The sequence below is a fragment of the Sphaerotilus mobilis genome (genome assembly GCF_004216565.1).
Classification (GTDB): Bacteria; Pseudomonadota; Gammaproteobacteria; order Burkholderiales; family Burkholderiaceae_C; genus Sphaerotilus; species Sphaerotilus mobilis.
On record NZ_SGWV01000008.1, the window covers coordinates 875061 to 898672 of the forward strand.

Genomic DNA, 23612 nt, shown 5'->3' on the forward strand with positions numbered 1-23612 from the left:
GCGACTCCATGGCCCTTGACGACGAATCCTTCGGCCTCCTGCTGAGCACCGTGCAGCGCTTCGTGCAGGAGCGCCTGGTCCCGGCCGAGAACCACCTGGAAGAACACGACGAGGTGCCGCCTGAGCTGGTCGCGGCGATGAAGGAGATGGGTCTGTTCGGCCTGACGGTGCCCGAGGCCTACGGCGGCATCGGCCTGTCGGTCAGCCAGGAGGTGCAGGTCAACTTCGAGCTGGGCCGCACGGCGCCGGCCTTCCGTTCGGTCTTCGGCACCAACACCGGCATCGGCTCGCAGGGCATCCTGATGGACGGCACGCCCGAGCAGAAGGCCCAATACCTGCCGCGCGTGGCCAGCGGCGAGCTGGTGATGTCCTTCGCGCTGACCGAGCCGGACGCGGGTTCGGATGCCGGCTCGCTGAAGACCCGCGCCGAGCTGATCCACGCGCCGGACGGCGATCACTACCTGCTCAACGGCACCAAGCGCTACATCACCAACGCGCCTCGCGCGGGCGCCTTCACCTTGATGGCGCGCACGGGCGGGCCGGGCGCGGCGGGTGTGTCGGCCTTCATCGTGCCGGCCGACCTGCCGGGCATCACGCTGGGCAGGAAGGACCGCAAGATGGGCCAGCGCGGCACGATGACCTGCGACGTGGTCCTCGAGAACGTGCGCGTGCCGGCCAGCCACATCATCGGCGGCGTGCCCGGTCGAGGTTTCCGCACGGCGATGAAGGTGCTCGACCGCGGTCGCCTGAACATCTCGGCGGTGGCCTGCGGCATGGCGCAGCGGGTGCTCGACGAGTCGACCCGCTATGCCCGCGAGCGCCGCCAGTTCGGCCAGCCCATCGGCGAGTTCCAGCTGGTGCAGGCCATGTTGGCCGACAGCCAGGCCGAGCTGATGGCGGGCTGGGCGCTTGTGCGCGAGGTGGCGCAGCACTTCGACCGCAAGCCTGCCGACGCGTCGGACCCGAACGTGTCGATGCGCGTGTCCTGCGCCAAGCTGTTCTGCACCGAGATGGCCGGCCGCGTCGCCGACCGCGGGGTGCAGGTGCATGGTGGCGCGGGCTACATCAACGACTACCCGGTCGAACGCTTCTACCGCGACGTGCGCCTGCTGCGTCTCTACGAAGGCACGACGCAGATCCAGCAGGTGATCGTCGGCCGCGCCCTGATGCAGGACCGCTGACGCCTTGCCCGAGGCCCGAGGCCTGAGACCTGAGGCGGCAACGGCCTGAGGCCGCGCGGCGTTCAGCTGAACGCGGCCACCCGGAACACCGCCACCGTCTCCACCAGCCGCTGGGCCTGCTGCTGCAGGGTCTGGGCGGCGGCGGCGCTCTGTTCGACCAGGGCGGCGTTCTGCTGGGTGGCGTGGTCCATGTGCGTGACCGCCTCGCCGACCTGGGTGATGCCGCCGCTCTGCTCGATGCTGGCCTCGGTGATCTCGCCGACGATGTCGCTGACGCGGCGGATGGCCGCGACGATCTCGTCCATGGTCTGGCCGGCGCTGTCGACCAGGCGGGTGCCCTGTTCGACCTGTTCGACGCTGGCGGTGATCAGGCGCTTGATCTCGCGCGCCGCCTCGGCGCTGCGCTGGGCCAGGTTGCGGACCTCGCTGGCGACGACCGCGAAGCCGCGGCCCTGTTCGCCGGCACGCGCAGCCTCCACGGCCGCATTGAGCGCCAGGATGTTGGTCTGGAAGGCGATGCCGTCGATGACCGAGATGATGTCGGCGATCTTCTTGCTGCTGTCGTTGATGCCGCGCATCGTCGAGACCACCTGACCGACCACCTCGCCACCCTGCGTGGCCACGTGCGAGGCGCCCAGCGCGAGCTGGTTGGCCTGACGGGCGTTGTCTGTGTTGTTGCGCACGGTGGCGCTCAGCTCCTCCATCGTCGCGGCGGTCTGCTGCAGCGCGCTGGCCTGCTGCTCCGTGCGCTGGCTCAGGTCGTTGTTGCCCTGGGCGATCTGGGTGCTGGCGGTGGCCACTTCCTCGGCGTTGTGCTTGACCTCCTGCACGATGCCGCCAAAGCTGCTTTGCATCGTCGCGAGCGCGTCGAGCAAGCGGCGGGTCTCTTCGTTGCCGGTCGAGCGAACCGTCACGCCCAGGTCGCCCTGGGCAATCTGCACCGCGACGTCGACGGCATGGTCCATCGGTTCGGTCATGCGGCGGGCCAGCAGCAAGGCGCCGACCACGATGGCCAGCACCGAAGCCACCAGACCGGCCAGCGTCACCCAAGCCGCCATGGCGGTGGCGGCAGAGGCTTCCTCGGCAGCGCGGGATGCGTCGGTCTCGATCAGTTCGCTGAGCGAGCCCAGACCGATCTCAAGCTCCTCGAAGGACTTCTGCAGCGACACGCTGGCCTGGCGGGCCGCCTCGACGTCCTTGCCCGCACTGGCGATGACGGTCTTGGCCGATTCGATGTAGCGCTCGACGACCGGGCGGGCCGCCTGCAGCGCGGCCGACGACTCGGCGCCAATGGGGATCTCGTCGATCTTGGCCAGCGCCTCTTGCAGTACCTTCTGATGCTCGTCCAGGCCCTTGGCGGCGGCGTCGATGCGGGCCGGGTCGTTTTCCAGCGCACCGATCAGCGCGAGCTGGCCGTCGCCGCGAATGGCGTCATGCATCATGTCCGCGAGCTGGCTGGCCTGCAGCGCCGAGCCCGACTCGATGGCGTGACCGACCGTGACGCTGACACGCTGGGTGCCGAACAGGCCGATCCCACCGGCCAGCGCGGCGGACAGTGCGCCGGCGCAGCCGAGCAACAAGATCTGGGTACGCAATTTCATCGAACACTCCCTGAGGTTGCCGGCTGCGAGATGACGGAACCGGGGGCCGGGACCGGGGACGGCCTTGCACTGATCTGCATCAAGGCCGCGCCCGAATAACCATGGCACGAGCTCCGATTGTTCGAGCCTGCCGACGCGTCGATCGCCGCAGTTCAAGGGGAAAGCGGGCGCATCTCTGGCCCGCGCTGGCCTGATGCAACGCAAGTTCCGCCCGCCGTCTGGCCACACCGACCCGAGCGCCGCTCCTAAGATGTCCGTTCGATGACGACGCAAGGAAGCTGACGATGGCGACCCGCAGACGAACCCCGGCCGCAGCGCCTCCCGCCGCCCCCACCAGGCCGCCGCGCGATCGCTCGGCAGCGGCCGGGCGCGAGCGCTACGCCGTCCAGTCGGCCATCGACGCCGCACAGATCGTGCAGGCCGAGGTCGTGCAAGGACTGATCGATCAAGGCTCACGCCCGGCCGCACCGCCGGCCGCACGGGCCGACCTGCTGCGACAGGTGCGCGCGCTGCTGGACGGCGCAGCGCCCGACGACATCGCCGCGCTGCGGCGCTCGCTGGCCGCGCCCCGCCAGCCGCAGGCCATCGGCCCGGACCCGGACCTGCTGCTGTCGGCCGGCTGGCGCGAGGGCGCCTACCCCTATCGCCACCTGCTCTCGCGCAAGACCTACGAGCGCCAGAAGTACCGCCTGCAGGTCGAGCTGCTCAAGCTGCAGGCCTGGGTCAAGGAGACCGGCGCGCGGGTGGTGATCCTGTTCGAGGGTCGCGATGCGGCCGGCAAGGGCGGTGCGATCAAGCGCTTCATGGAGCACCTCAACCCGCGCGGCGCCCGCGTCGTCGCGCTGGAAAAGCCCAGCGAGGTCGAACGCGGCCAGTGGTATTTCCAGCGCTACATCTCGCACCTGCCCACACGCGGCGAGATCGTGCTGTTCGACCGCAGTTGGTACAACCGCGCCGGCGTCGAGCGGGTCATGGGCTTTTGCAGCGGCCATGAATACGACGAGTTCCTGCGCCAGGCACCGGAGTTCGAACGCCAACTGGTGCGCTCGGGCGTGCACCTGTTCAAGTTCTGGTTCTCGGTCAGCCGGGCGGAGCAGCGTCGCCGCTTCAAGGAACGCAAGCTGCACCCGCTCAAGCAGTGGAAGCTCAGCCCGATCGACACGGCCTCGCTGGACAAGTGGGACGACTACACCCGCGCCAAGGAGGCCATGTTCCTGCACTGCGACACGTCCGATGCGCCGTGGACGGTGATCAAGAGCGATTGCAAGAAGCGCGCACGCCTGAACGCGATGCGCTACGTACTGCAGCGCCTGCCCTATGCCCGCAAGGACCTCGCCGCGATCGGCCCGGTCGACCCGCTGATCGTCGGCCGGCCGTCGCTGGTGCCCAGCAGCTACGGCGAAGACCAGCTGTCCTTGAACGGGTCGAGCTGAAGGATCAGCCCGAGGTCGGATGGCCCAGCAGGTGGCCCAGGCGGTCGCGCTTGGTGCCGAGGTAGGCGGCGTTCTCCGGGTGTTCGCCCGCCTCGTGCGGCTCGCGCGAGACGACGCGCAGGCCCTGTTCCTGCAGCGCCAGCAGCTTGAGCGGGTTGTTGCTCATCAGCCGGACCGCCGACACGCCCAGGTGCTGCAGGATGGCCGCCGCCGCCTCGTAGCGGCGCGCATCGACCGGGTGGCCCAGCGCCAGGTTGGCGTCGACCGTGTCCAGGCCCTGGTCCTGCAGCGCATAGGCACGCAGCTTCTCGATCAGGCCGATGCCCCGGCCCTCGTGTCCGCGCATGTAGATGACCACGCCGCAGCCCTCGGCGGCGATGCGGTCCAGCGCCTTGTGCAGCTGCGGCCCGCAGTCACAGCGCAGCGAGCCGAGGATGTCGCCGGTGAAGCATTCGGAATGCACCCGCACCAGCACGCCCCGATCACCGGCCGCCGCCAGATCGCCGCCGTGGATGGCGAGGTGCTCGACGCCGGTGCGGTTCTCGATGAAGGACGCGAGCTGGAAGATGCCGTGCGAGGTCGGCATGCGCACGCTCGGGCCGACCCGCACGCAGGCGCTGGTGGCGTCGGTGGCGTCGGTGGCAGGAACGGCGGCATGGGGATCGGCGGTGGGCATCGAGGCGTCGGGTGTCATCGGAGTGCGCGATTGTCCGGGGTTTGAAGAACGTCGGCATGTGTCGGCCCCGGCGCCGCCAACCGGTCGCGCCGGGGCGGCATCATCCCTGCCCCGCCCGCCCGGAATCACCCCTTGAACGCCGACCCTGCCCGGACCACCCCGAACGCCACAACCGCCACAACCGCGCCGACCGCCACAACGGCCCCGACGGCACCCCCCACCTTCTGGCGGGCCTTCGCCTACTGGCTGCGTCTGGGCTGCATCAGCTTTGGCGGCCCGGCCGGGCAGATCGCCTTGATGCATGAGGACCTGGTCGAGCGGCGGCGCTGGATCTCCGAGCGGCGCTACCTGCACGCCTTGAACTACTGCATGGTGCTGCCCGGTCCGGAGGCCCAGCAACTGGCGACCTACATCGGCTGGCTGATGCACCGGACCTGGGGTGGCATCGTCGCCGGCACCCTGTTCGTGCTGCCCTCGTGGCTGATCCTGATCGCCCTGAGCTGGCTCTACCTGAGCTGGGGTCACCTGCCGGCGGTGGCTGGCGTGCTCGATGGCATCAAGCCAGCGGTGACGGCCATCGTGGTGGCTGCCGCCGTGCGCATCGGCGGTCGGGCGCTCAGGAACCGCTGGCTGTGGGCGATCGCCGTGGCGGCCTTCGTGGCGATCTTTGCGCTTGGGCTGCCCTTCCCCCTGATCGTGCTGCTGGCGGGCCTGGCCGGGCACCTCGGCGGGCGCTGGCGGCCGCAGCAGTTCTCGCTCGGCGGCGGACACGGCAAGGCGGTGGCCAGCGCCGGTCCGGCCGTCATCGACGACGACACGCCCACGCCCGACCATGCCCGCTTCAGCTGGGGCCGGCTGGCACGGGTCGCGGCCGTCTGCATCGGCCTGTGGCTCGCGGCGATGGCGGCGCTCATCGGGCTGCTGGGGATGGATGCGGTGCTGACCCAGATGGCGTGGTTCTTCACCAAGGCCGCCTTGCTGACCTTTGGCGGCGCCTATGCCGTGCTGCCCTATGTCTACCAGGGGGCGGTGGCGCACTTCCAGTGGCTCACGCCGGCCCAGATGATCGACGGCCTGGCGCTGGGCGAGACCACGCCCGGCCCGCTGATCATGGTGGTGTCCTTCGTCGGCTTCGTCGGCGGCTGGACCCAAGCGCTGTTCGGCCCCGAGGCCCAGCTGCTGGCCGGCGTGGTGGCGTCCGCGCTGGTGACCTTCTTCACCTTCCTGCCCTCGTTCTTCTTCATCTTCGCGGGCGGCCCCTTCATCGAGACCACCCACGGCAAGCTCGGCTACACCGCGCCGCTGAGCGGCATCACCGCCGCCGTCGTCGGGGTGATCGTCAACCTGGCGCTGTTCTTTGCGCTGCACGTGCTGTGGCCGCGCGGGCTGGACGGCCCCTTTGCCTGGCAGGCCGCCGTCATCGGCGTGGTCGCGGGCGTGGCGCTGATCCGCTTCAAGGTCGGCGTGATCGCGGTCGTGCTGGCCTCGGGACTGGCGGGCTGGCTGCTGTCCTGGCTGCGTCTGGCCGGCTGACACCGGCGACCGAGCGGTCAGGAACCCGCGCGGGCACCGGGGTGGTGTCCGATTTCACGCTGCCGTCATCGCCCCTCGGGACATTTGTCGCTTCGACCCACCCGCGAACGACCGAGGAGTGCACATGAAGGGCCTTTCCCATCCGACCAATGACGAGACGCTGAACCCGTCCGGCAACGCTTCGATCCACGACGTCATCGCCGAGGTCTCGCCCGGCCGGCGGCGCTTCCTGCAAGGCGGCGTCAGCGCCGCCGCCCTGGCCAGCGCCGGTGGCCTGACGCTGGGTGGTCTGGCGCAGACCGTCTCGGCCTCCACCGGACGCAGCGGCCTGGCCGCGCCGATCAGCTTCGAGAGCGTGCCCGCCAGCCGCGCCCCGGTGCTCGATGCCGTCACCGTGCCCAAGGGCTACACCGCCCAGCTCTTCGTCGCCTGGGGCGACCCGATCATGTCCGGTGGCCGCCCCTTCATCGGCAACGCCGGCGAGTCGGCCGCCGACCAGGCCCGCCAGTTCGGCGCGCACAACGACGGCATGCACTTCTTCCCCTACGCCAAGGGTGACGACGAGCGCCACGAGTCGGACGACGACGGCCGCAAGGCCTCCAGCCGCCACGGCCTGCTGTGTGTCAACAACGAGTACACACACGAGGAAATCCTGTTCCCGGACGGCCAGGTCGGCGCCGGCTACACGATCGAGAAGACCCGCAAGTCGCAGGCCGCCCATGGCGTGTCGATCGTCGAGGCCCGCCGCAAGGGCGGTCGCCACGGCGCATGGACCGCCAAGGCCGATTCGCGCCTGGGTCGCCGCATCACCGCGAACACGCCGGTGCGCATCGCCGGCCCGGCCGCAGGCCATGCCCTGATGCAGACGCGCGAGTTCCTGATCACCGACAGCGGCTCGATCGCCACCGGCGCGACCACCGACGGCCGCAGCGGCCACGGCACGGTCAACAACTGCGCCCACGGCTACACGCCCTGGGGCACCTACCTGACCTGCGAGGAAAACTGGAACGGCAACTTCGGCGGCACCGGCGCGGTCGACACCAGCACCGCCACCGAGATCGGCCGCCTCAACCGCCGCTATGGCGTCACCGCCGGCGGCTTCGGCTACCGCTGGCACACCACCGATCCGCGCTGGGACGTCAGCACCAACCCGAACGAGCCGCATCACTTCGGCTGGGTCGTCGAGATCGATCCCTATGACCCGAAGTCCGTGCCGGTCAAGCGCACCGCGATGGGCCGCTTCAAGCACGAGAGCGCCCAGGTCGTCGTCGACAAGGACCAGCGCGTGGCCTTCTACATGGGCGACGACGAGCGCAACGAGTACATCTACAAGTTCGTCTGCGCGCGCCGCCTCGACCGCGACGAGCCGCGCCGCAACCGCGACATGCTCGACCACGGCACGCTGTACGTGGCCCGCTTCGACGCCGATCTGACGGGCCGCTGGATCGCCCTGACGCCGGCCACCGTGGGCCTGGACGGCGTGGCGCTGCGCGACCACCCGAACTTTGCCGGCGGTGACGATGCGCAGGTGCAGGCGCGCATCCTGGTCAAGACCCGCATGGCCGCCGATGCCGTCGGCGCCACGATGATGGACCGGCCCGAATGGACCGGCGTGCGACCGCGCCTGCATGGCTTCGACGAGGTCGAGGTCTACTGCACGCTGACCAACAACAACCGCCGTGGCAGTGCCGCCGTGGCCAGCGCCAATGCCGCCGATGGCAGCACGGCGGCCGGCTCAGCCCGCCCGGCGGTCGATGCCGCCAACCCGCGTGCCAACAACCTCTACGGCCACATCATCCGCTGGCGCGAAGCGGACCGCTCGGTCACGGCCACGACCTTCACCTGGGACCTGTTCGCCCAGGCCGGCGACACGCTGACGACGAAGACGCCGGCCGCGCAGTACACCGGCAACATCGTCGACGCGCCCGATGGCAGCGCCGACTACGGTGCGCCGGACGGCCTGTGGTTCGACCCGTTCGGCCGCCTGTGGGTGCAGACCGACCAGGTCGGCGACGGCACGGGCGACTTCGTCAACATCGGCGGCAACATGATGGTCTGCGCCGATCCGGCCACCGGGGTGACGCGCCGCTTCATGACAGCGCCGAACCGCTGCGAGGTCACCGGCATCACGATGACGCCGGACGGCCGCACGCTGTTTGTCGGCATCCAGCATCCGGGCGAGGACGCCACCTCGGCCAACCCGACGCAGTTCTCGAACTGGCCGCAGAACCAGTTCACGCTGCGCTCGGACGGCGTGACCCCGCTGCCGGCCGGGCGCCCGCGCTCCTCGGTGGTCGTCATCACCAAGGATGACGGCGGCATCATCGGCACCTGACGGATCGGGTGACGTTCCCGGCGGTCTGCCCGCCGGGACTCACTCGTTGCAGGGCCGGATGTCGCGCACCTCGACCCGGACCTCCTTGACCGGACAGGCCGGCTTGGGGTCGAGCGTGTAGGTGTCGCCCATGAAGCAGTCGGTGGCGATGCCGATGAAGTTGCGGCCCACGCCGCTGACGCCGTTGCCGCGCACCTGGCCGGGGCACAGTGCCTCGTAATGCACGTCGACGCAGGCGACGACCTCGGGCTTGATGCGCGGGCGCTTGCCGACCACGTAGTACTTGCCCTCGCCGTCCGGGCAGGTGCGCGCGGCCAGCGTCGTGCCGCTGCGCAGCTGGCCGAGGAAGTCGGCCTTGGCCTGGGCCGCCGCCGCTGCGGCCTCGGCCTTCTGACGCTCACGCTCGCGCTGGGCGGCCTCACGCTCGGCCTGCCGCGCGGCGGCCTCTTGCTGGGCCTTGATCTGCGCCTCGCGTTCGGCCTGGCGTGCCGCCGCTTCCTGCTGTGCCTTCAGCTGGGCCTGCTGGGCTTGTTGTTGCGCTTGTTGTTGCGCTTGTTGCTGGGCCTGCTGCTGGACGTGCAACTGGGCCAGCTGCTGCGCCTGTGCCTGGGCCACACGCTGGTTCTGCTGCGCCTGTGCGGCCTGTTGCTGCGCCTGCTCGGCGGCGCGGCGTTCCTGCTCGGCCTTGGCCCGTGCCTGCTGGGCCTCGGCAGCGCGGCGCTGCTGCTCGACGATGGCCTGCTGCACGGCCGCGCTCTGGTTGCGGCCGGCCTGCACGTCGGCGGCGGCGGCCTGGATGCCGCGACCGCCACCATCGGTGGCCACGTCCGAGACGAAGCCGCTGACCATGCGCGCCTTCTCAGCCGAGCTGAGGCCGGGCGCGCTGCCGATCACCGCCGCGCCGATCAGGCCGGCGATCCATTTGCCGCTGCTGCCGCTGCTGTCGCTGGAGGCTTCGGCCTGCTGGCGCCGGCTGCTGGCCGCCGCCATCTCGGTCGGGCCGCCGCGCTTGCCGTCGGTGAAGGTGCCGGCATAGCGGTCACCGTCGGGCCAGGTCATGGTGCCCGGGCCATGCAGCACGCCGTTGACCTGCTCGCCCTCGTAGCGCACGCCATCGGGCCACTGGTGCACACCCCAGCCGTTGCGCTGGCCGGCGACATAGCCACCCTCGTAGCGCTGGCCGCTGGCGTAGACCTCGCGGCCCAGGCCGGCGCGCTGGTCGGCCAGAAAACCGCCTTCGTAGCGCGCGCCATCGGCCTCGACCATCACGCCCTGGCCGCTGCGCTGGTCGTCGACCCAGTCGCCCTCGTAGCGCGCACCGCCGACATAGCTCATGACGCCACGGCCGTTGTACTTGCCACGGAAGAACTCGCCCTCGTAGACCGTGCCATTGGCCAGCTTCAGGCGGCCCTTGCCGGCGAACTGGCCGGCCACGAAGTCGCCCTCGTAGCGCTGGCCGCTGGGCCAGGTGTAAACGCCCGGGCCGCTGCGCAGACCCTTCTCGTCGTAGCCGCCCTCGTGACGCTGGCCGCTGGTCATCACGAGCACGCCGGTCAGGCGGCGGTCGTCGATGAAACGGCCCTCGTAGCGGTCGCCGTCGGCCAGCATCAGGACGCCTTCGCCATGGCGCTTGCCGTCGACCACCTCGCCCTCGTAGCGGTGGCCGTCCAGCAGGGTCATGACACAGCGCCCGGTGCGCTTCTCGGCCGCGCACAGCGTGTCGACCGCGACCACACGCCCATCCGGATGCCGCAAGGTGCCCAGCACGGCCTGGTCGGCCTTGTAGAGCCCTTCGTAGACCCGCCCGTCGGCGTAGCGGTAGCGGCCCTGGCCTTCGTAGTCGTTGTTGGCGAACGAGCCTTCGTAGACCGCGCCGCTCGGGAAGCGGAACACACCCGGCCCGGCGCGCTTGCCGTTGGCATCGAGCCCGCCCTCGTAGACCTGGCCGCCGGCATGGCGGATCACGCCGTGGCGGAAGCTGCCGGCCTCGAATCGGCCTTCCCAGCGGGTGCCACCGGCCGCGCGCTGCACGCCCTCGCCCTCGCGCTTGCCGGCCACGTAGCCGCCCTCGTAGCCGCCGCCATCGGCATCGACATGCACCGCGCGGCCGTGCAACTGGTCGAGCAGCCAGTCACCCTCGACCCGGTGACCGGCCTTCCAGAGGTAGACGCCCTTGCCCGAACGCTGGCCCTTGACGAAACCTCCGGTGTAGACGTCACCCGAGCCGTACTGCAGCCGGCCCTCGAACATCTCGTCGTTGATGAAGATGCCCTCGAAGCGCCGGCCGTCGGGCCAGGTCATGACGCCCCGGCCCTGCCGGCGGTTCTGCTCCACGCCGCCCTCGTAGCGCTGGCCCGAGTCCCACAGGAAGACGCCCTGCCCGGTCGCCTTGTCCTGCGAGACCCAGCGGTCGGCGGCCTGGGCCGATGCGGGCAGCAGCGCAAGCCCACCTGCCAGCCCCCAAGCCAGGCCGATCGCGGCGACGAGGGCCAAGAGGCGGCTGGCGGCTGTGGACTGGCGCAACGGGGGCAAGGGGCGCAACGGGCGCAACAGGGGCAACGGGGACATCTGGATCGAGGGTGGCATCGTCAGCTCGGTGCATCGTTCGGGACAGAAATGGCGGGCCCGCAAAGGGACCGCCATGCATCGCGAAAGATCGGCTGAAAACGCACCCGACCCGAGCCCGGTCGCCGGGTGTCGTGTGACGGATCACCGGTTCAGGCGCCGGTGCGCCCGCACGCCCGGGCAGGCGCGCTGCTGGCGGCTCAGCCCGGGTGGACCAGATCCTTGATCTGCGCCAGCGCGGCCGGGTCTTCCATGGTCGTCAGGTCACCGGCATCGCGGCCTTCGCAGACCGCCTGGATGGCGCGGCGCAGCACCTTGCCCGAGCGGGTCTTGGGCAGCACGGTGACGAACTTGACCATCGCCGGACGTGCCACCGCACCGAGCTGGCCGTCGACCACCTTCATGATCTCGGCCTCCAGCGCCTTGGCGCCCTCGGGGGTCGCGGCCTTGCTGACGTCCTTCAGGACCGCGAAGGCGACCGCGACCTGGCCCTTGAGCTGATCGGCGACGCCGACCACGGCCACCTCGGCGACGTTGGCGTGGCTGGAGATGCTTTCCTCGATCTCACGCGTGCCCAGGCGGTGACCGGCCACGTTGATGACGTCATCGGTGCGGCCCAGGATGAAGAAGTAGCCGTCGGCGTCCTTCACGCCCCAGTCGAAGGTCGAATACATGACCTTGCCGTGGATGCTCGACCAGTAGGTGCTGACGTAGCGCTTGTCATCGCCCCAGACGGTCTGCAGGCAGCCCGGCGGCAGCGGGCCTTCGACGGCGATGACGCCCTTCTTGTTCGGCTCGGTGATCTCCTCGCCGCTGGCCTCGTCGATCAGCTTGACGTCGTAGCCGTAGACCGCCTTGCCGGGCGAGCCGAACTTGGTCGGTGCCGGCTCGACACCGTTGCAGATGGCCATGATCGGCCAGCCGGTCTCGGTCTGCCAGTAGTTGTCGATGATGGGCTTGTTCAGCTCGCCGCCGATCCAGGTGGCGGTCGGCTCGTCCAGCGGCTCGCCGGCCAGGAACAGCGCCTTCAGCGAGGAAAGGTCGTACTTCTTCAGATACGCCGGGTCCTGCTTCTTGAGCACGCGCGCGGCGGTCGGGGCGCTGAACATCACCGTGACCTTGTACTTCTCGACCAGGCTCCACCAGATGCCAGCGTCCGGTCGGATCGGCAGGCCCTCGTACATGATGGTCGCCATGCCGTTGATCAGCGGGCCGTAGATGATGTAGCTGTGACCCACCACCCAGCCGATGTCGCTGGTGCTGAAGTAGGTCTCGCCCGGGTTGCCCATGTAGATGTGTTTCATCGACGCGGCCAGCGCGACGGTGTAGCCGGCGGTGTCGCGTTGCACGCCCTTGGGCTTGCCGGTCGTGCCCGAGGTGTAGAGGATGTAGCTCGGGTGGGTCGACTCGACCCACTCGCAGGGCACGACGGTGTCCATCTGCAGCGCACGCTGCTCGGCATAGTCGACGTCACGGCCGTCAACCCGGGCGTAGGGCGCCAGGCCGCGGTCGACCATCACCACCTTGGCCGGCTTGTGGGTCGACAGGTTGATGGCCTCATCCAGCAGGTGCTTGTAGGGCACCGACTTGCCGCCGCGCATGCCGGCGTCGGCGCTGACGATCAGGGTCGGCTGGGCATCGTCGATGCGGCTGGCCAGCGAGTGGCTGGCAAAGCCACCGAACACCACCGAATGGATCGCGCCGATGCGCACCGCCGCCAGCATCGCGAAGGCGGCCTCGGCAATCATCGGCATGTAGATCAGCACGCGGTCGCCCTTCTTGACACCCATCGCGCGGTAGATCGCGGCCATGCGCTGCACCTCGGCATGCAGCTCGCGGTAGCTGTAGACGGTCTCGGTATCGGTCTCGGTCGACACGAAGATCAGCGCGTTCTGATCGGCGCGGTCTTGCAGGTGACGGTCGACCGCGTTGTGGCACAGATTGGTCTGGCCACCGGCGAACCAGCGCGCGAACGGCGGGTTGGTGTAGTCGCAAACCTGGTCATAGGGCCGGTGCCAGTCGATCAGCTCGGCCTGCTCGGCCCAGAAACCGTCACGGTCCTCGATCGAGCGGCGGTGAAAGGCGGCGAAATCTTGGGGGGCAGCGCTCATGGGTCGTCTCCTGATCGGCGGGGACGGTCGGTGTGCACGTCCCAGAATTCATAATTACAAGGCTTGCGGCTGACAGTGTGCTGTCGGGCGGGCATCGATCGCCGCTGATCGCGCCTGACCCCGGGCGCTACGATGCAGGCCACAGCCAGACCCGGGAGCCGCCATGTCCGCCGTCCTCCAGCCTTCGTCCAGGATGGACCCGACCGCCTTCCTCGCCTGGGAGGAACATCAGCCGGGTCGGCATGAGTTCGTTGACGGTGAGGTGTACGCGATGAGCGGGGCCACGTCGACCCACAACACGATCGCAGGCAACCTCTACATGGCGTTGCGCCAAGGCTTGCGAGGGACTCCCTGCCGTACGCACATCGAGGGCGTGAAGGTGCACATCCAGGCTGCCGACAGCGTGCTTTATCCGTATGTCTTCGTGACCTGCGATCCCGTCGACCTGACCCCCGAACGCGACACGCACAAGACATCGCCCACGCTGGTGGTCGAGGTCCTGTCGCCCGCCACTGCTGCTTACGACCGCGGTCGCAAGTTCGAGCTGTACCAGCAATTGCCGAGCCTGAAGGAATACGTGCTGGTCGAAGCCGACAGGCCCCATGTGGACCTGTTTCGCCGCAACGCTGAGGGGCTGTGGGTGCTGCACCCGGCCGGGCCGGGCGCGGTCCTCGACATGGCGAGCGTGGGCTTGTCGCTCACGCTGGACCAGGTCTATGAGGAGGTTGATTTCGACCTGAGCCGGGCCTTTTTGCAGGACCGCATCGAACCGTCAGCCGGCCCCGCCGCCAGCTGAGGCGACCGCCCTCAGCCCAGCGCCGCGATCACGTCCGGCGGGGCCTGCACCAGTTCGATCAGGACGCCCTCGCCACCGAGCGGGAACTCGTCGTTGCCCTTGGGGTGGATGAAGGTGATGTCGTGACCGGCCGCGCCCTTGCGGATGCCGCCCGGTGCAAAGCGCACGCCGTTCGCCGTCATCCATTCGACCGCCTGGGGCAAGTCATCGACCCACAGGCCGACGTGGTTGAGCGGTGTGGCGTGGACCGCAGGTTTCCGCTCGGCGTCGAGCGGCTGCATCAGGTCGACCTCGACCGCGGTCGGGCCGCTGCCGAGCGCGCAGATGTCCTCGTCGACGTTCTCGCGCTCGCTGACGAAGGTGCTCTTGACGGTCAGGCCGAGCATGTCGACCCACAGCGACTTGAGCTTGTCCTTGCTCGGGCCGCCGATGGCGATCTGCTGGATGCCGAGGATCTTGAAGGGCTTGCTGTTGCTCATCTCGGGCCTCACTCGAACGCCAGGATCGGCTGGTCCACCGTCAGGCTCTCGCCCTTGTTGGCGAGCACAGCCTTGACCACGCCGTCCTGCTGGGCGACGAGGATGTTCTCCATCTTCATCGCCTCGATCACCGCCAGCTTCTCGCCGGCAATGACCTTCTGGCCGGCCTGGACGGCGACGTCGGCAAGCAGGCCGGGCATCGGCGAGAGCAGGAACTTGCTGGTGTCGGGCGGTGCCTTGTAGGGCATCAGCTTCATCAGCTCGGCCGCGCGGGGCGCCAGCACCAGGGCGTCGATCTGCGTGCCGTTGTGGGCCACGCGGATGGCCAGCGGGCGCTTGGATGAGCCTTGTTCAACCTGGGCGGAGAACGGCTTGCCATTGACCGCGCCGGTCATCAACAGGTCGCCCAGCTTGGTGTGGCTGCGGATGGCGTAGGTGCGGGCCGACTCGCCCTCGCCGACCACCACGTTGGCGCTGCAGGCCACGGCGTCGTAGGCGCTGACATTGACCGGGTGGTAGACATGCTGGCCTTCGGCGCCCAAGACGGCGACGACGAAGTCCGGCGCGATGGTCACGCCATGGCCGGGCAGTTGGCCAGAGATGCCCGCAGCGCGCTGGCGGGCCTTGCGACGCACAAAGGCGGCGAGGGCGACCAGGAACAGCGGATCGTCATGCGGCACGTCCTCGGCCTTGAAGCCGCGGGCGTAGTGCTCGGCGATGAAGCCGGTGTTGAACTCGCCGGTGACGAACTTCGGATGCGCCAGCAGCGCGGCCTGGAAGGGGATGTTGCTGCTGATGCCGCGGATGACGAAGCCATTGAGGGCCTCGCGCATCTTGGCGATCGCGTCGTTGCGGTCACGCCCGTGCACGATGAGCTTGGCGATCATCGAGTCGTAGAACATCGGGATCTCGCCGCCCTCGTAGACACCGGTGTCCACGCGCACGCCACCGAACTTGCCGCCTGCATAGGCAGGGCCTTGCAGCGTCTCGCTGCCCTGCACCAGATCGGCCTGCGGCGGCTGGTAGCGCACCAGCCGGCCGGTCGACGGCAGGAAGTTGCGGAACGGGTCTTCGGCATTGATGCGGCACTCGATGGCCCAGCCCTGGCGCGGGATGTCGGCCTGACCGAAGCCAAGCTTCTCGCCGGCTGCCACGCGGATCATCTGCTCGACCAGGTCCAGCCCGGTGATGCACTCGGTGACCGGGTGCTCGACCTGCAGCCGGGTGTTCATCTCCAGGAAGTAGAAGTCCTGGTCCTTGCCGACCACGAACTCGACCGTGCCGGCGCTCTGGTACTTGACCGCCTTGGCCAGCGCCACGGCCTGTTCGCCCATGGCCTGGCGGGTGGCGTCGCTGATGAAGGGGCTGGGCGCTTCTTCGATCACCTTCTGGTGACGGCGCTGGATCGAGCACTCGCGCTCGTGCAGGTAGACCACGTTGCCGTGGCTGTCGCCAAGGACCTGGATCTCGATGTGGCGCGGCTCGAGCACGTATTTCTCGATGAACACGCGGTCATCGCCGAAGCTGTTGCGGGCCTCGTTGCGGCAGGACGAGAAGCCCTCGAAGGCTTCCTTGTCGTTGTAGGCCACGCGCAGGCCCTTGCCGCCGCCACCGGCCGAGGCCTTGATCATCACCGGGTAGCCGATGCCCTGGGCGATCTCGACCGCACGCTCGGCCGATTCGATCGCATCGTTCCAGCCGGGGATGGTGTTGACGCGGGCCTCGTTGGCGAGCTTCTTCGAGGCGATCTTGTCGCCCATGGCCGCGATCGAGTAGTGCTTCGGGCCGATGAAGGTGATGCCTTCTTCCTCGCAGCGACGGGCGAAGTCCTCGTTCTCGGACAGGAAGCCATAGCCCGGGTGCACCGCTTGCGCGCCGGTCTGCTTGCAGGCCGCGATGATCTTGTCGGCCACGAGGTAGGACTCGCGCGAGGGCGCCGGTCCCAGCAGCACGGACTCGTCGGCCAGCTCGACGTGGCGGGCATCCTTGTCGGCCTCGGAATAGACGGCGACGGTGGCGATGCCCATCTTGCGGGCGGTCTGGATGACGCGGCAGGCGATCTCGCCCCGGTTCGCGATCAGGATCTTGGTAAACATGTCTGTCTCTCTCTCGGATCAAAGGTTGTTGGCAAAGCCGACAACCGAGAGTTCATTCAAGCCGCATGCGCGGATCCGGCTCCGCCGGGCCGCTGCATGAGCCCGCTCGGGGGGGCAGCGACCGACAGGGAGCGTGGGGACTCACAGAGGGATGTTCCCGTGCTTGCGCCACGGGTTTTCCACCTTCTTGTCCTTGAGCATCGTGAGCGAACGGCAGATGCGCTTGCGCGTCTCGTGCGGCTGGATCACGTCGTCGATGAAGCCGCGGCTGCCGGCCACGAAGGGGTTAGCGAAGCGGGCCTTGTATTCGGCTTCCTTGGCCGCGAGCTTGGCCGGATCGCCCTTGTCCTCGCGGAAGATGATCTCCACCGCGCCCTTGGCGCCCATCACCGCGATCTCGGCATTCGGCCAGGCGAAGTTGACGTCGCCACGCAGGTGCTTGGAGGCCATCACGTCGTAGGCACCGCCATAGGCCTTGCGGGTGATCACCGTGACCTTGGGCACCGTGCACTCGGCATAGGCATAGAGCAGCTTGGCGCCGTGTTTGATGATGCCGCCGTACTCCTGCGAGGTGCCGGGCATGAAGCCGGGCACGTCGACGAAGGTGATGACCGGGATGTTGAAGGCATCGCAGAAGCGCACGAAACGCGCCGCCTTGATGCTGCTCTTGATGTCCAGGCAGCCGGCCAGCACCAGCGGGTTGTTGGCGACGATGCCGACCGTCTGGCCTTCCATGCGCGCCATGCCGATGACGATGTTGGCGGCGTAGTCGGGCTGCAGCTCGAAGAAGTCGCCATCGTCGACCACCTTGCCGATCAGCTCCTTGATGTCATAGGGCTTGTTCGGGTTGTCCGGCACCAGCGTGTCGAGCGAATGGTCCAGCCGCGCGGCCGGATCGCCATTCGGGCGGTGCGGCGCGCGCTCGCGGTTGTTCAGCGGCAGGTAGTTGAAGAAGCGGCGCAGCATCAGCAGCGCTTCGACGTCGTTCTCGAAGGCCAGGTCGGCCACGCCGCTCTTGGTGGTGTGGGTCGAGGCACCGCCCAGCTCCTCGGCGCTGACCTCCTCGTGCGTCACGGTCTTCACGACCTCCGGGCCGGTGACGAACATGTAGGACGAGTCCTTCACCATGAAGATGAAGTCGGTCATGGCCGGCGAGTACACCGCGCCGCCCGCGCTCGGGCCCATGATCATGCTGATCTGCGGGATCACGCCCGAAGCCATCGCGTTGCGCTGGAAGACCTCGGCATAACCGCCCAGCGAAGCCACGCCTTCCTGGATGCGCGCGCCGCCCGAGTCGTTCAGGCCGATCACCGGCGCGCCGACCTTCATGGCCTGGTCCATCACCTTGCAGATCTTCTCGGCATGCGACTCGCTGAGCGCGCCGCCGAAGACGGTGAAGTCTTGGCTGTAGACGAAGACCAGGCGGCCATTGATCATCCCGTAGCCGGTCACGACGCCGTCGCCGGGGATCTTCTGGTCGGCCATGCCGAACTCGACGCAGCGGTGCTCGACGAACATGTCCCATTCCTCGAACGTGCCCTCGTCGAGCAGCAGTTCAAGGCGCTCGCGGGCGGTCAGCTTGCCCTTGGCATGCTGGGCGTCGATGCGCTTCTGGCCACCGCCCAGACGGGCCTTGGCGCGCTTTTCTTCGAGCATCTGCTGGATGTCGTGCATGTGGTTTGCTCCTCGTCGGGAGGTGGTTTGAATCGTTCGAGAACGGGGAAGGAAAAGCAGGACGACGTGCCGGCCCTCAGACCAGCAGGTCGAGCAGCCGGCGTGCCGCGACCGAGGCGGCAAGCCGGCCGTCACGGACCGCCTCGATGCTGTCGGGCAGTTGCGCCTGCACGGCGGCATGGGCCTTGAAGCGCGCACGCAGACCGGCCTCGATGCGCTCCCACATCCACGCCAGCGACTGCTGCTGGCGGCGCTGCGCAAGCTGGCCGTTGGCCGTCTGCAGCGCGCGGAAACGCGAGACGCAGTCCCAGAAGGTCGCCAGGCCTTGCTGTTTGAGCGCACTCAACTGAATGACTTCCGGGTGCCAGATCTGTCGGTCGTGATGGGCATGGTCCGGATGCCCATGCATCCCCAGCAAGCGCAGCGCCGACGTGATCTGTGCGCGGGCCCGCGTGGCGGCGTGTTCGTCGATGTCGGCCTTGTTGATGACCACCAGATCGGCCAGCTCCATGACGCCCTTCTTGATCGCCTGCAGGTCGTCGCCGGCATTGGGCAGTTGCAGCAGCACGAACATGTCGGTCATGGCCGACACGGCGGTCTCGCTCTGGCCGACGCCGACGGTCTCGACGATGACGATGTCGTGGCCGGCCGCTTCGGCCAGCAGCATGGACTCGCGCGTCTTCTCGGCCACGCCGCCCAGCGTGCCGCTGGACGGGCTGGGCCGGATGTAGGCCTGCGGGTGCACCGACAGCTGCTCCATGCGGGTCTTGTCGCCGAGGATGGAGCCGCCCGAGACGGTCGACGACGGGTCCACCGCCAGCACCGCGACGCGGTGGCCCAGGCCGATCAGGTGCAGGCCGAGCGCCTCGATGAAGGTGCTCTTGCCGACACCCGGCACGCCCGAGATGCCCAGCCGGAACGACCGCCCGCTGTGCGGCAGCAGCGTGTTGAGCAAGGCGTCGCCGCGGACGCGATGGTCCGGGCGAGTCGATTCCAGCAGCGTGATCGCCTTGGCCAGCGCACGCCGGCGCGGCACTTCGGCGCCGTGCAGCAGGGCATCGGCCAGGCTCTGGTCGGCGCTGGAGCTCGCCGCGCTGTGGGTGTCACCGGACATCAGTTGATCGGGTCGTCGCTGGCCGGACGAGCCGGTCGGCGGAAGTAGAGGTCCCACTCGCCCTCGGCCTGCAGCACGAAGCCGTGGCGCTCGTAGAAGCGGGTCGCGTCGCTGTGCTTCAGGGCGGTCACGCTGACCGGGCTGGACGCAGCATCGGCCTCGGCCAGCACCTGTCGCATCACCCAGGCACCGATGCCCTCGCGCTGGGCGCTTGGGTGGATGTAGAGGTGGTCCAGCAGCAGGTCCTGCTCGCGCGGGATCACGACCACGAAGCCGACCAGTTCGCCGTCGCGCAGGATGTGGCGGGTGTGCGCGGGGTTGTAGCCGCGGCTCAGGCGTTCGCGGGCACGCTGCGGGTCGAAGCGGCCGACCCGGTCCAGGCTCTCGCGCATGGCGGCCATGCGCAGCGCCAGCAGGCCTTCGAAGTCTCCTTCGCCAGCAGGCATCAGGGTCAGCCGGGCGGTCGGGTAGGTCGGTGCGCTGGACATGGCAGGGACGGCGGAAGTCGCGACCCGGCGAGTGTGCGTCAGCGCTGACGCCGTGGCGTGCTGCACCGCGTGTTCAGGCGGCTGCGCGGCCGACGGCGGCGCGGATCTGCTCCAGCACCGTCTTGGCCGACGCCGGGATCGGCGTGCCGGGGCCGAAGATGCCCTTGACGCCGGCGTCGTAGAGGTAGCCGTAGTCCTGTTGCGGGATCACGCCGCCGACGAAGACGATGATGTCGTCCGCGCCCTGGTCCTTGAGCGCCTGGATGATGGCCGGCACCAGCGTCTTGTGGCCGGCGGCCAGCGTCGACACGCCGACGGCATGCACGTCGTTCTCGATCGCCTGGCGGGCGCATTCCTCGGGGGTCTGGAACAGCGGGCCCATGTCGACGTCGAAGCCCAGGTCGGCATAGGCCGTGGCCACCACCTTGGCACCGCGGTCATGGCCGTCCTGGCCGAGCTTGGCGATCATCACGCGGGGCCGACGGCCCTGGTCCTCGGCGAAGGCGGCGATCTCGGTCTGCAGCTGGGCCCAGCCTTCGGCCGAGTCGTAGGCGGCGGCATAGACGCCGGTGACCTTCTGGATGTCGGCGCGGTGGCGGCCGTAGACCACCTCCAGCGCATCGCTGATCTCGCCGACCGTGGCACGCAGGCGCATCGCCTGGATGGCCAGCTCCAGCAGGTTGCCCTGGCCGCTGCGGGCGGCATCCGTCAGCGCCGTCAACGCGGTCTGGACCGCCGCGCCGTCACGCGTGGCACGGATCTGCTGCAGGCGGGCGATCTGGCCCTCGCGCACCTTGACGTTGTCGACCTCGAGGATGTCGATGGCGTCCTGCTGCTTGAGCTTGTACTTGTTGACGCCGACGATGACGTCGCGACCGGAGTCGATGCGGGCCTGCTTCTCGGCCGCGCTGGCCTCGATCTTGAGCTTGGCCCAGCCGCTGTCGACCGCGCGGGTCATGCCGCCCATCGCCTCGACCTCCTCGATGATGGCCCAGGCCTGGTCGGCCATGTCCTGCGTGAGCTTCTCCATCATGTAGGAGCCCGCCCACGGGTCCACCACGTTCGTGATGTGGGTCTCTTCCTGGATGATCAGCTGGGTGTTGCGGGCGATGCGGGCGCTGAACTCGGTGGGCAGCGCGATGGCCTCGTCGAAGCTGTTCGTGTGCAGGCTCTGGGTGCCGCCGAAGACAGCGGCCATGGCCTCGACGGTGGTGCGCACGACGTTGTTGTACGGGTCCTGCTCGGTCAACGACCAGCCCGAGGTCTGGCAGTGCGTGCGCAGCATCAGGCTCTTCGGGTTCTTGGCGTCGAAGCCCTTCATGATCCGGCACCACAGCAGGCGCGCGGCCCGCATCTTGGCGATCTCCAGATAGAAGTTCATGCCGATGGCCCAGAAGAAGCTCAGCCGGCCGGCGAAGGCGTCGACATCGAGGCCCTTGGCCAGCGCGGTCTTGACGTACTCCTTGCCGTCGGCCAGCGTGAAGGCCAGTTCCAGCGCCTGGTTGGCGCCCGCTTCCTGCATGTGATAGCCGCTGATCGAGATCGAGTTGAACTTCGGCATCTTCTGGGCCGTGTACTCGATGATGTCGCCGATGATCTTCATCGACGGCTCGGGCGGATAGATGTAGGTGTTGCGGACCATGAACTCCTTGAGGATGTCGTTCTGGATGGTCCCGCTCAGCAGTTCCTGGGCAACGCCTTGTTCCTCGGCCGCGACGACGTAGCCGGCCAGCACCGGCAGCACCGCGCCGTTCATCGTCATCGACACCGAGACCTTGTCCAGCGGGATCGCATCGAACAGGATCTTCATGTCCTCGACCGAGTCGATGGCCACGCCCGCCTTGCCGACGTCGCCGGTCACGCGCGGATGGTCGCTGTCATAGCCCCGATGCGTGGCGAGGTCGAAGGCAACCGACACGCCCTGCCCGCCAGCGGCCAGCGCCTTGCGGTAGAAGGCGTTCGATTCCTCGGCGGTCGAGAAACCGGCGTACTGGCGGATGGTCCAGGGCCGCACCGCATACATCGTCGCCTGCGGGCCGCGGATGAAGGGCTCGAAGCCCGGCAGCGTGTCGGTGTGCGGCAGGTCGGCGGTGTCGGCCGCCGTGTAGAGCGGCTTGACGGTGATGCCCTCGGGCGTGACCCAGTCCAGCGACGACAGGTCGCCGCCGGGCGCCGACTTGGCGGCGGCCTTGGCCCACTGGTCAAGGGTGGCGGGCTTGAACTCGTTGGAGGAGGACATGGGGCGAGGGCTTCCTGGCAAGGTCTGTGCGGTCCGGACCGGGGTCCGGCGGCGTTGCCAAGCATGATACATGATGCATAATTATGAATTCAAGTTCTCAGCACGCCTGACGTCGTCAGCGCCCCACCCCGTGGCCCTACCCCTCGCCGAGTCCCAGCTGTCCCCGCGCGCCCTCTACCAGGACGTCGCCGAGCGGCTGCGCCAGCAGATCTTCAACCGCGAACTCGAGCCCGGCAGCTGGATCGACGAGCAGAAGCTCGCGGCCGACTACGGCATCAGCCGCACGCCCCTGCGCGAGGCCCTGAAGGTGCTGGCCGTCGAAGGTCTGGTGACGATGAAGGTGCGGCGCGGTGCCTATGTCACCGAGATGTCGACCGAGGACGTGCGCCAGATCTACCACCTGCTCGCGCTGCTGGAGAGCGACGCGGCGGCCTGGGTCGCGGCCCACGCCACCGAGGCCCAGATGGGCAGCCTGCGCACGCTGCACGAGCAGCTCGAGCGCGAGGTGCATCAGCGCGAGTTCTTCTTCGCCACCAACGAGGCCTTCCACATGCAGATCCTGGCGCTGGCGGGCAACCGCTGGCAGCAGCAGATGATCAGCGACCTTCGCAAGGTCATGAAGCTCAACCGCCACCATTCCTTGTTCAAGGAGGGCCGCCTGAGCGAGTCGCTCGACGAACACCGCGCCATCATGCGGGCCTTCGAAACGCGCGACGCCGAGGCGGTGCGCCGCCTGATGCAGGCCCATTTCAACAACGGCCTGGCCGCTGCGGCGGCCTGAGCCCGGCGCGACGCGCCCCACGAGTTCCCACGACGCTGTCGATGCAGCCGGCTCTCAGCTTGAGGTCAGTTTGACCCCGCACAGTTCCGCCCGCCACGCCAGCACCGGACGTCCGGACCGAAGCGGTCCGACCGTCCTGCCAGCCTTCCCCATCCCCCAAGAGGAGCGATCCCAGTGAAGATCCACGAGTACCAAGGCAAGGAAATCCTGCGCCAGTTCGACGTGCCGGTGCCGCGCGGCTATCCGGCGTTCACGGTTCAGGAGGCGGCCGAGGCCGCGCAGAAGCTCGGCGGCCCGGTGTGGGTGGTCAAGGCCCAGATCCACGCCGGTGGCCGTGGCAAGGGCGGCGGCGTCAAGCTGGCCCGCTCGATGGACGACCTGCAGACGCTGGCCGGCCAGATCCTGGGCATGCAGTTGGTCACGCACCAGACCGGCCCGGAAGGCCAGAAGGTGCGTCGCCTCTACATCGAAGAAGGCGCGGACATCAAGAAGGAGTACTACGTCTCCCTC

Annotated in this window: 17 protein-coding genes; 7 read left to right on the plus strand and 10 right to left on the minus strand. The window is 68.7% G+C overall.

From position 1 onward, the window contains the following. Window positions 1-8 precede the first annotated feature (8 nt). Window positions 9-1181, plus strand: a complete 1173-nt coding sequence (locus tag EV685_RS09160; protein WP_130481662.1) for an acyl-CoA dehydrogenase family protein — start codon at window positions 9-11, stop codon at window positions 1179-1181. Between the two features lie 62 nt (window positions 1182-1243). On the opposite strand, the gene EV685_RS21190 is transcribed toward EV685_RS09160, so the two are convergent. Continuing rightward, window positions 1244-2782 carry a methyl-accepting chemotaxis protein gene (locus EV685_RS21190; protein ID WP_130481663.1) on the minus strand — a complete coding sequence of 513 codons (1539 nt, stop codon included), beginning with the start codon at window positions 2780-2782 and terminating at the stop codon, window positions 1244-1246. Between the two features lie 284 nt (window positions 2783-3066). On the opposite strand from EV685_RS21190, the gene ppk2 reads away from it, so the two are divergent. Next, the gene (ppk2, locus tag EV685_RS09170) at window positions 3067-4215 is read left to right on the plus strand and encodes a polyphosphate kinase 2 (RefSeq protein WP_130481664.1); all 1149 of its coding nucleotides are present in this window, start codon (window positions 3067-3069) and stop codon (window positions 4213-4215) included. A gap of 4 nt (window positions 4216-4219) precedes the next feature. Here the strand turns inward: ppk2 and ribA are convergent, their stop codons facing one another. After that, window positions 4220-4891 (minus strand): GTP cyclohydrolase II, encoded by a 672-nt coding sequence (ribA, locus tag EV685_RS09175; RefSeq protein ID WP_130481745.1) that lies wholly within the window; start codon window positions 4889-4891, stop codon window positions 4220-4222. 132 nt (window positions 4892-5023) lie between these two features. Here ribA and chrA point away from each other — a divergent pair, with 132 nt between their 5' ends. After that, window positions 5024-6424 (plus strand): chromate efflux transporter, encoded by a 1401-nt coding sequence (gene chrA / locus EV685_RS09180; RefSeq protein ID WP_130481665.1) that lies wholly within the window; start codon window positions 5024-5026, stop codon window positions 6422-6424. A gap of 124 nt (window positions 6425-6548) precedes the next feature. Next, window positions 6549-8759 carry a PhoX family protein gene (locus EV685_RS09185; RefSeq protein ID WP_130481666.1) on the plus strand — a complete coding sequence of 737 codons (2211 nt, stop codon included), beginning with the start codon at window positions 6549-6551 and terminating at the stop codon, window positions 8757-8759. A 39-nt stretch (window positions 8760-8798) separates the two neighbouring features. On the opposite strand, the gene EV685_RS09190 is transcribed toward EV685_RS09185, so the two are convergent. Next, a complete protein-coding gene (locus EV685_RS09190) occupies window positions 8799-11282 on the minus strand; it encodes an MORN repeat-containing protein (protein ID WP_207224788.1) in 2484 nt (827 codons plus the stop codon). Between the two features lie 242 nt (window positions 11283-11524). Next, window positions 11525-13435, minus strand: a complete 1911-nt coding sequence (locus EV685_RS09195; protein WP_130481668.1) for a propionate--CoA ligase — start codon at window positions 13433-13435, stop codon at window positions 11525-11527. Window positions 13436-13628: 193 nt separating this feature from the next. Here EV685_RS09195 and EV685_RS09200 point away from each other — a divergent pair, with 193 nt between their 5' ends. Then, window positions 13629-14231 carry a Uma2 family endonuclease gene (locus EV685_RS09200; RefSeq protein ID WP_130481669.1) on the plus strand — a complete coding sequence of 201 codons (603 nt, stop codon included), beginning with the start codon at window positions 13629-13631 and terminating at the stop codon, window positions 14229-14231. A gap of 11 nt (window positions 14232-14242) precedes the next feature. Here the strand turns inward: EV685_RS09200 and EV685_RS09205 are convergent, their stop codons facing one another. The 6 genes from EV685_RS09205 to scpA form a co-directional block, all read right to left on the minus strand. Then, window positions 14243-14710: a VOC family protein gene (locus EV685_RS09205; protein WP_130481670.1), complete on the minus strand. Its 468-nt coding sequence runs from the start codon at window positions 14708-14710 to the stop codon at window positions 14243-14245. Between the two features lie 8 nt (window positions 14711-14718). Then, window positions 14719-16806, minus strand: coding sequence for an acetyl-CoA carboxylase biotin carboxylase subunit (locus EV685_RS09210; RefSeq protein WP_130481671.1), 2088 nt, complete (start codon window positions 16804-16806; stop codon window positions 14719-14721). A gap of 141 nt (window positions 16807-16947) precedes the next feature. Next, complete coding sequence (locus tag EV685_RS09215; RefSeq protein ID WP_130481672.1) at window positions 16948-18480, minus strand: acyl-CoA carboxylase subunit beta; 1533 nt, start codon at window positions 18478-18480, stop codon at window positions 16948-16950. Between the two features lie 76 nt (window positions 18481-18556). Then, window positions 18557-19594 carry a methylmalonyl Co-A mutase-associated GTPase MeaB gene (meaB, locus tag EV685_RS09220; protein ID WP_130481673.1) on the minus strand — a complete coding sequence of 346 codons (1038 nt, stop codon included), beginning with the start codon at window positions 19592-19594 and terminating at the stop codon, window positions 18557-18559. Continuing rightward, window positions 19594-20082 (minus strand): GNAT family N-acetyltransferase, encoded by a 489-nt coding sequence (locus tag EV685_RS09225; RefSeq protein WP_130481674.1) that lies wholly within the window; start codon window positions 20080-20082, stop codon window positions 19594-19596. The genes meaB and EV685_RS09225 overlap by 1 nt, the downstream gene beginning before the upstream one ends. Window positions 20083-20155: 73 nt before the next feature. Further along, entirely contained in the window at window positions 20156-22321 is a 2166-nt protein-coding gene (gene scpA, locus EV685_RS09230) for a methylmalonyl-CoA mutase (RefSeq protein WP_130481675.1), read from the minus strand. Between the two features lie 70 nt (window positions 22322-22391). Between scpA and EV685_RS09235 the strand changes: the two genes are divergently transcribed. Next, on the plus strand, window positions 22392-23102 hold the full coding sequence (locus tag EV685_RS09235; protein ID WP_130481676.1) for a GntR family transcriptional regulator: 711 nt from the start codon (window positions 22392-22394) through the stop codon (window positions 23100-23102). 174 nt (window positions 23103-23276) lie between these two features. After that, window positions 23277-23612: ATP-grasp domain-containing protein (locus EV685_RS09240; RefSeq protein ID WP_338054441.1), on the plus strand; the 336-nt coding region annotated here is incomplete at its 3' end.

Bases quoted from the DNA above. Each gene is read 5' to 3' on its own strand.
- meaB (WP_130481673.1), bottom strand. From the start codon at position 19,594: ATGTCCGGTGACACCCACAGCGCGGCGAGCTCCAGCGCCGACCAGAGC.
- scpA (WP_130481675.1), bottom strand. From the start codon at position 22,321: ATGTCCTCCTCCAACGAGTTCAAGCCCGCCACCCTTGACCAGTGGGCC.
- EV685_RS09195 (WP_130481668.1), bottom strand. From the start codon at position 13,435: ATGAGCGCTGCCCCCCAAGATTTCGCCGCCTTTCACCGCCGCTCGATC.
- EV685_RS09160 (WP_130481662.1), top strand. From the start codon at position 9: ATGGCCCTTGACGACGAATCCTTCGGCCTCCTGCTGAGCACCGTGCAG.
- ppk2 (WP_130481664.1), top strand. From the start codon at position 3,067: ATGGCGACCCGCAGACGAACCCCGGCCGCAGCGCCTCCCGCCGCCCCC.
- EV685_RS09185 (WP_130481666.1), top strand. From the start codon at position 6,549: ATGAAGGGCCTTTCCCATCCGACCAATGACGAGACGCTGAACCCGTCC.
- EV685_RS09205 (WP_130481670.1), bottom strand. From the start codon at position 14,710: ATGAGCAACAGCAAGCCCTTCAAGATCCTCGGCATCCAGCAGATCGCC.
- ribA (WP_130481745.1), bottom strand. From the start codon at position 4,891: ATGCCCACCGCCGATCCCCATGCCGCCGTTCCTGCCACCGACGCCACC.
- EV685_RS09235 (WP_130481676.1), top strand. From the start codon at position 22,392: ATGATGCATAATTATGAATTCAAGTTCTCAGCACGCCTGACGTCGTCA.
- EV685_RS09210 (WP_130481671.1), bottom strand. From the start codon at position 16,806: ATGTTTACCAAGATCCTGATCGCGAACCGGGGCGAGATCGCCTGCCGC.
- EV685_RS09200 (WP_130481669.1), top strand. From the start codon at position 13,629: ATGGACCCGACCGCCTTCCTCGCCTGGGAGGAACATCAGCCGGGTCGG.
- EV685_RS09215 (WP_130481672.1), bottom strand. From the start codon at position 18,480: ATGCACGACATCCAGCAGATGCTCGAAGAAAAGCGCGCCAAGGCCCGT.
- EV685_RS21190 (WP_130481663.1), bottom strand. From the start codon at position 2,782: ATGAAATTGCGTACCCAGATCTTGTTGCTCGGCTGCGCCGGCGCACTG.
- EV685_RS09225 (WP_130481674.1), bottom strand. From the start codon at position 20,082: ATGTCCAGCGCACCGACCTACCCGACCGCCCGGCTGACCCTGATGCCT.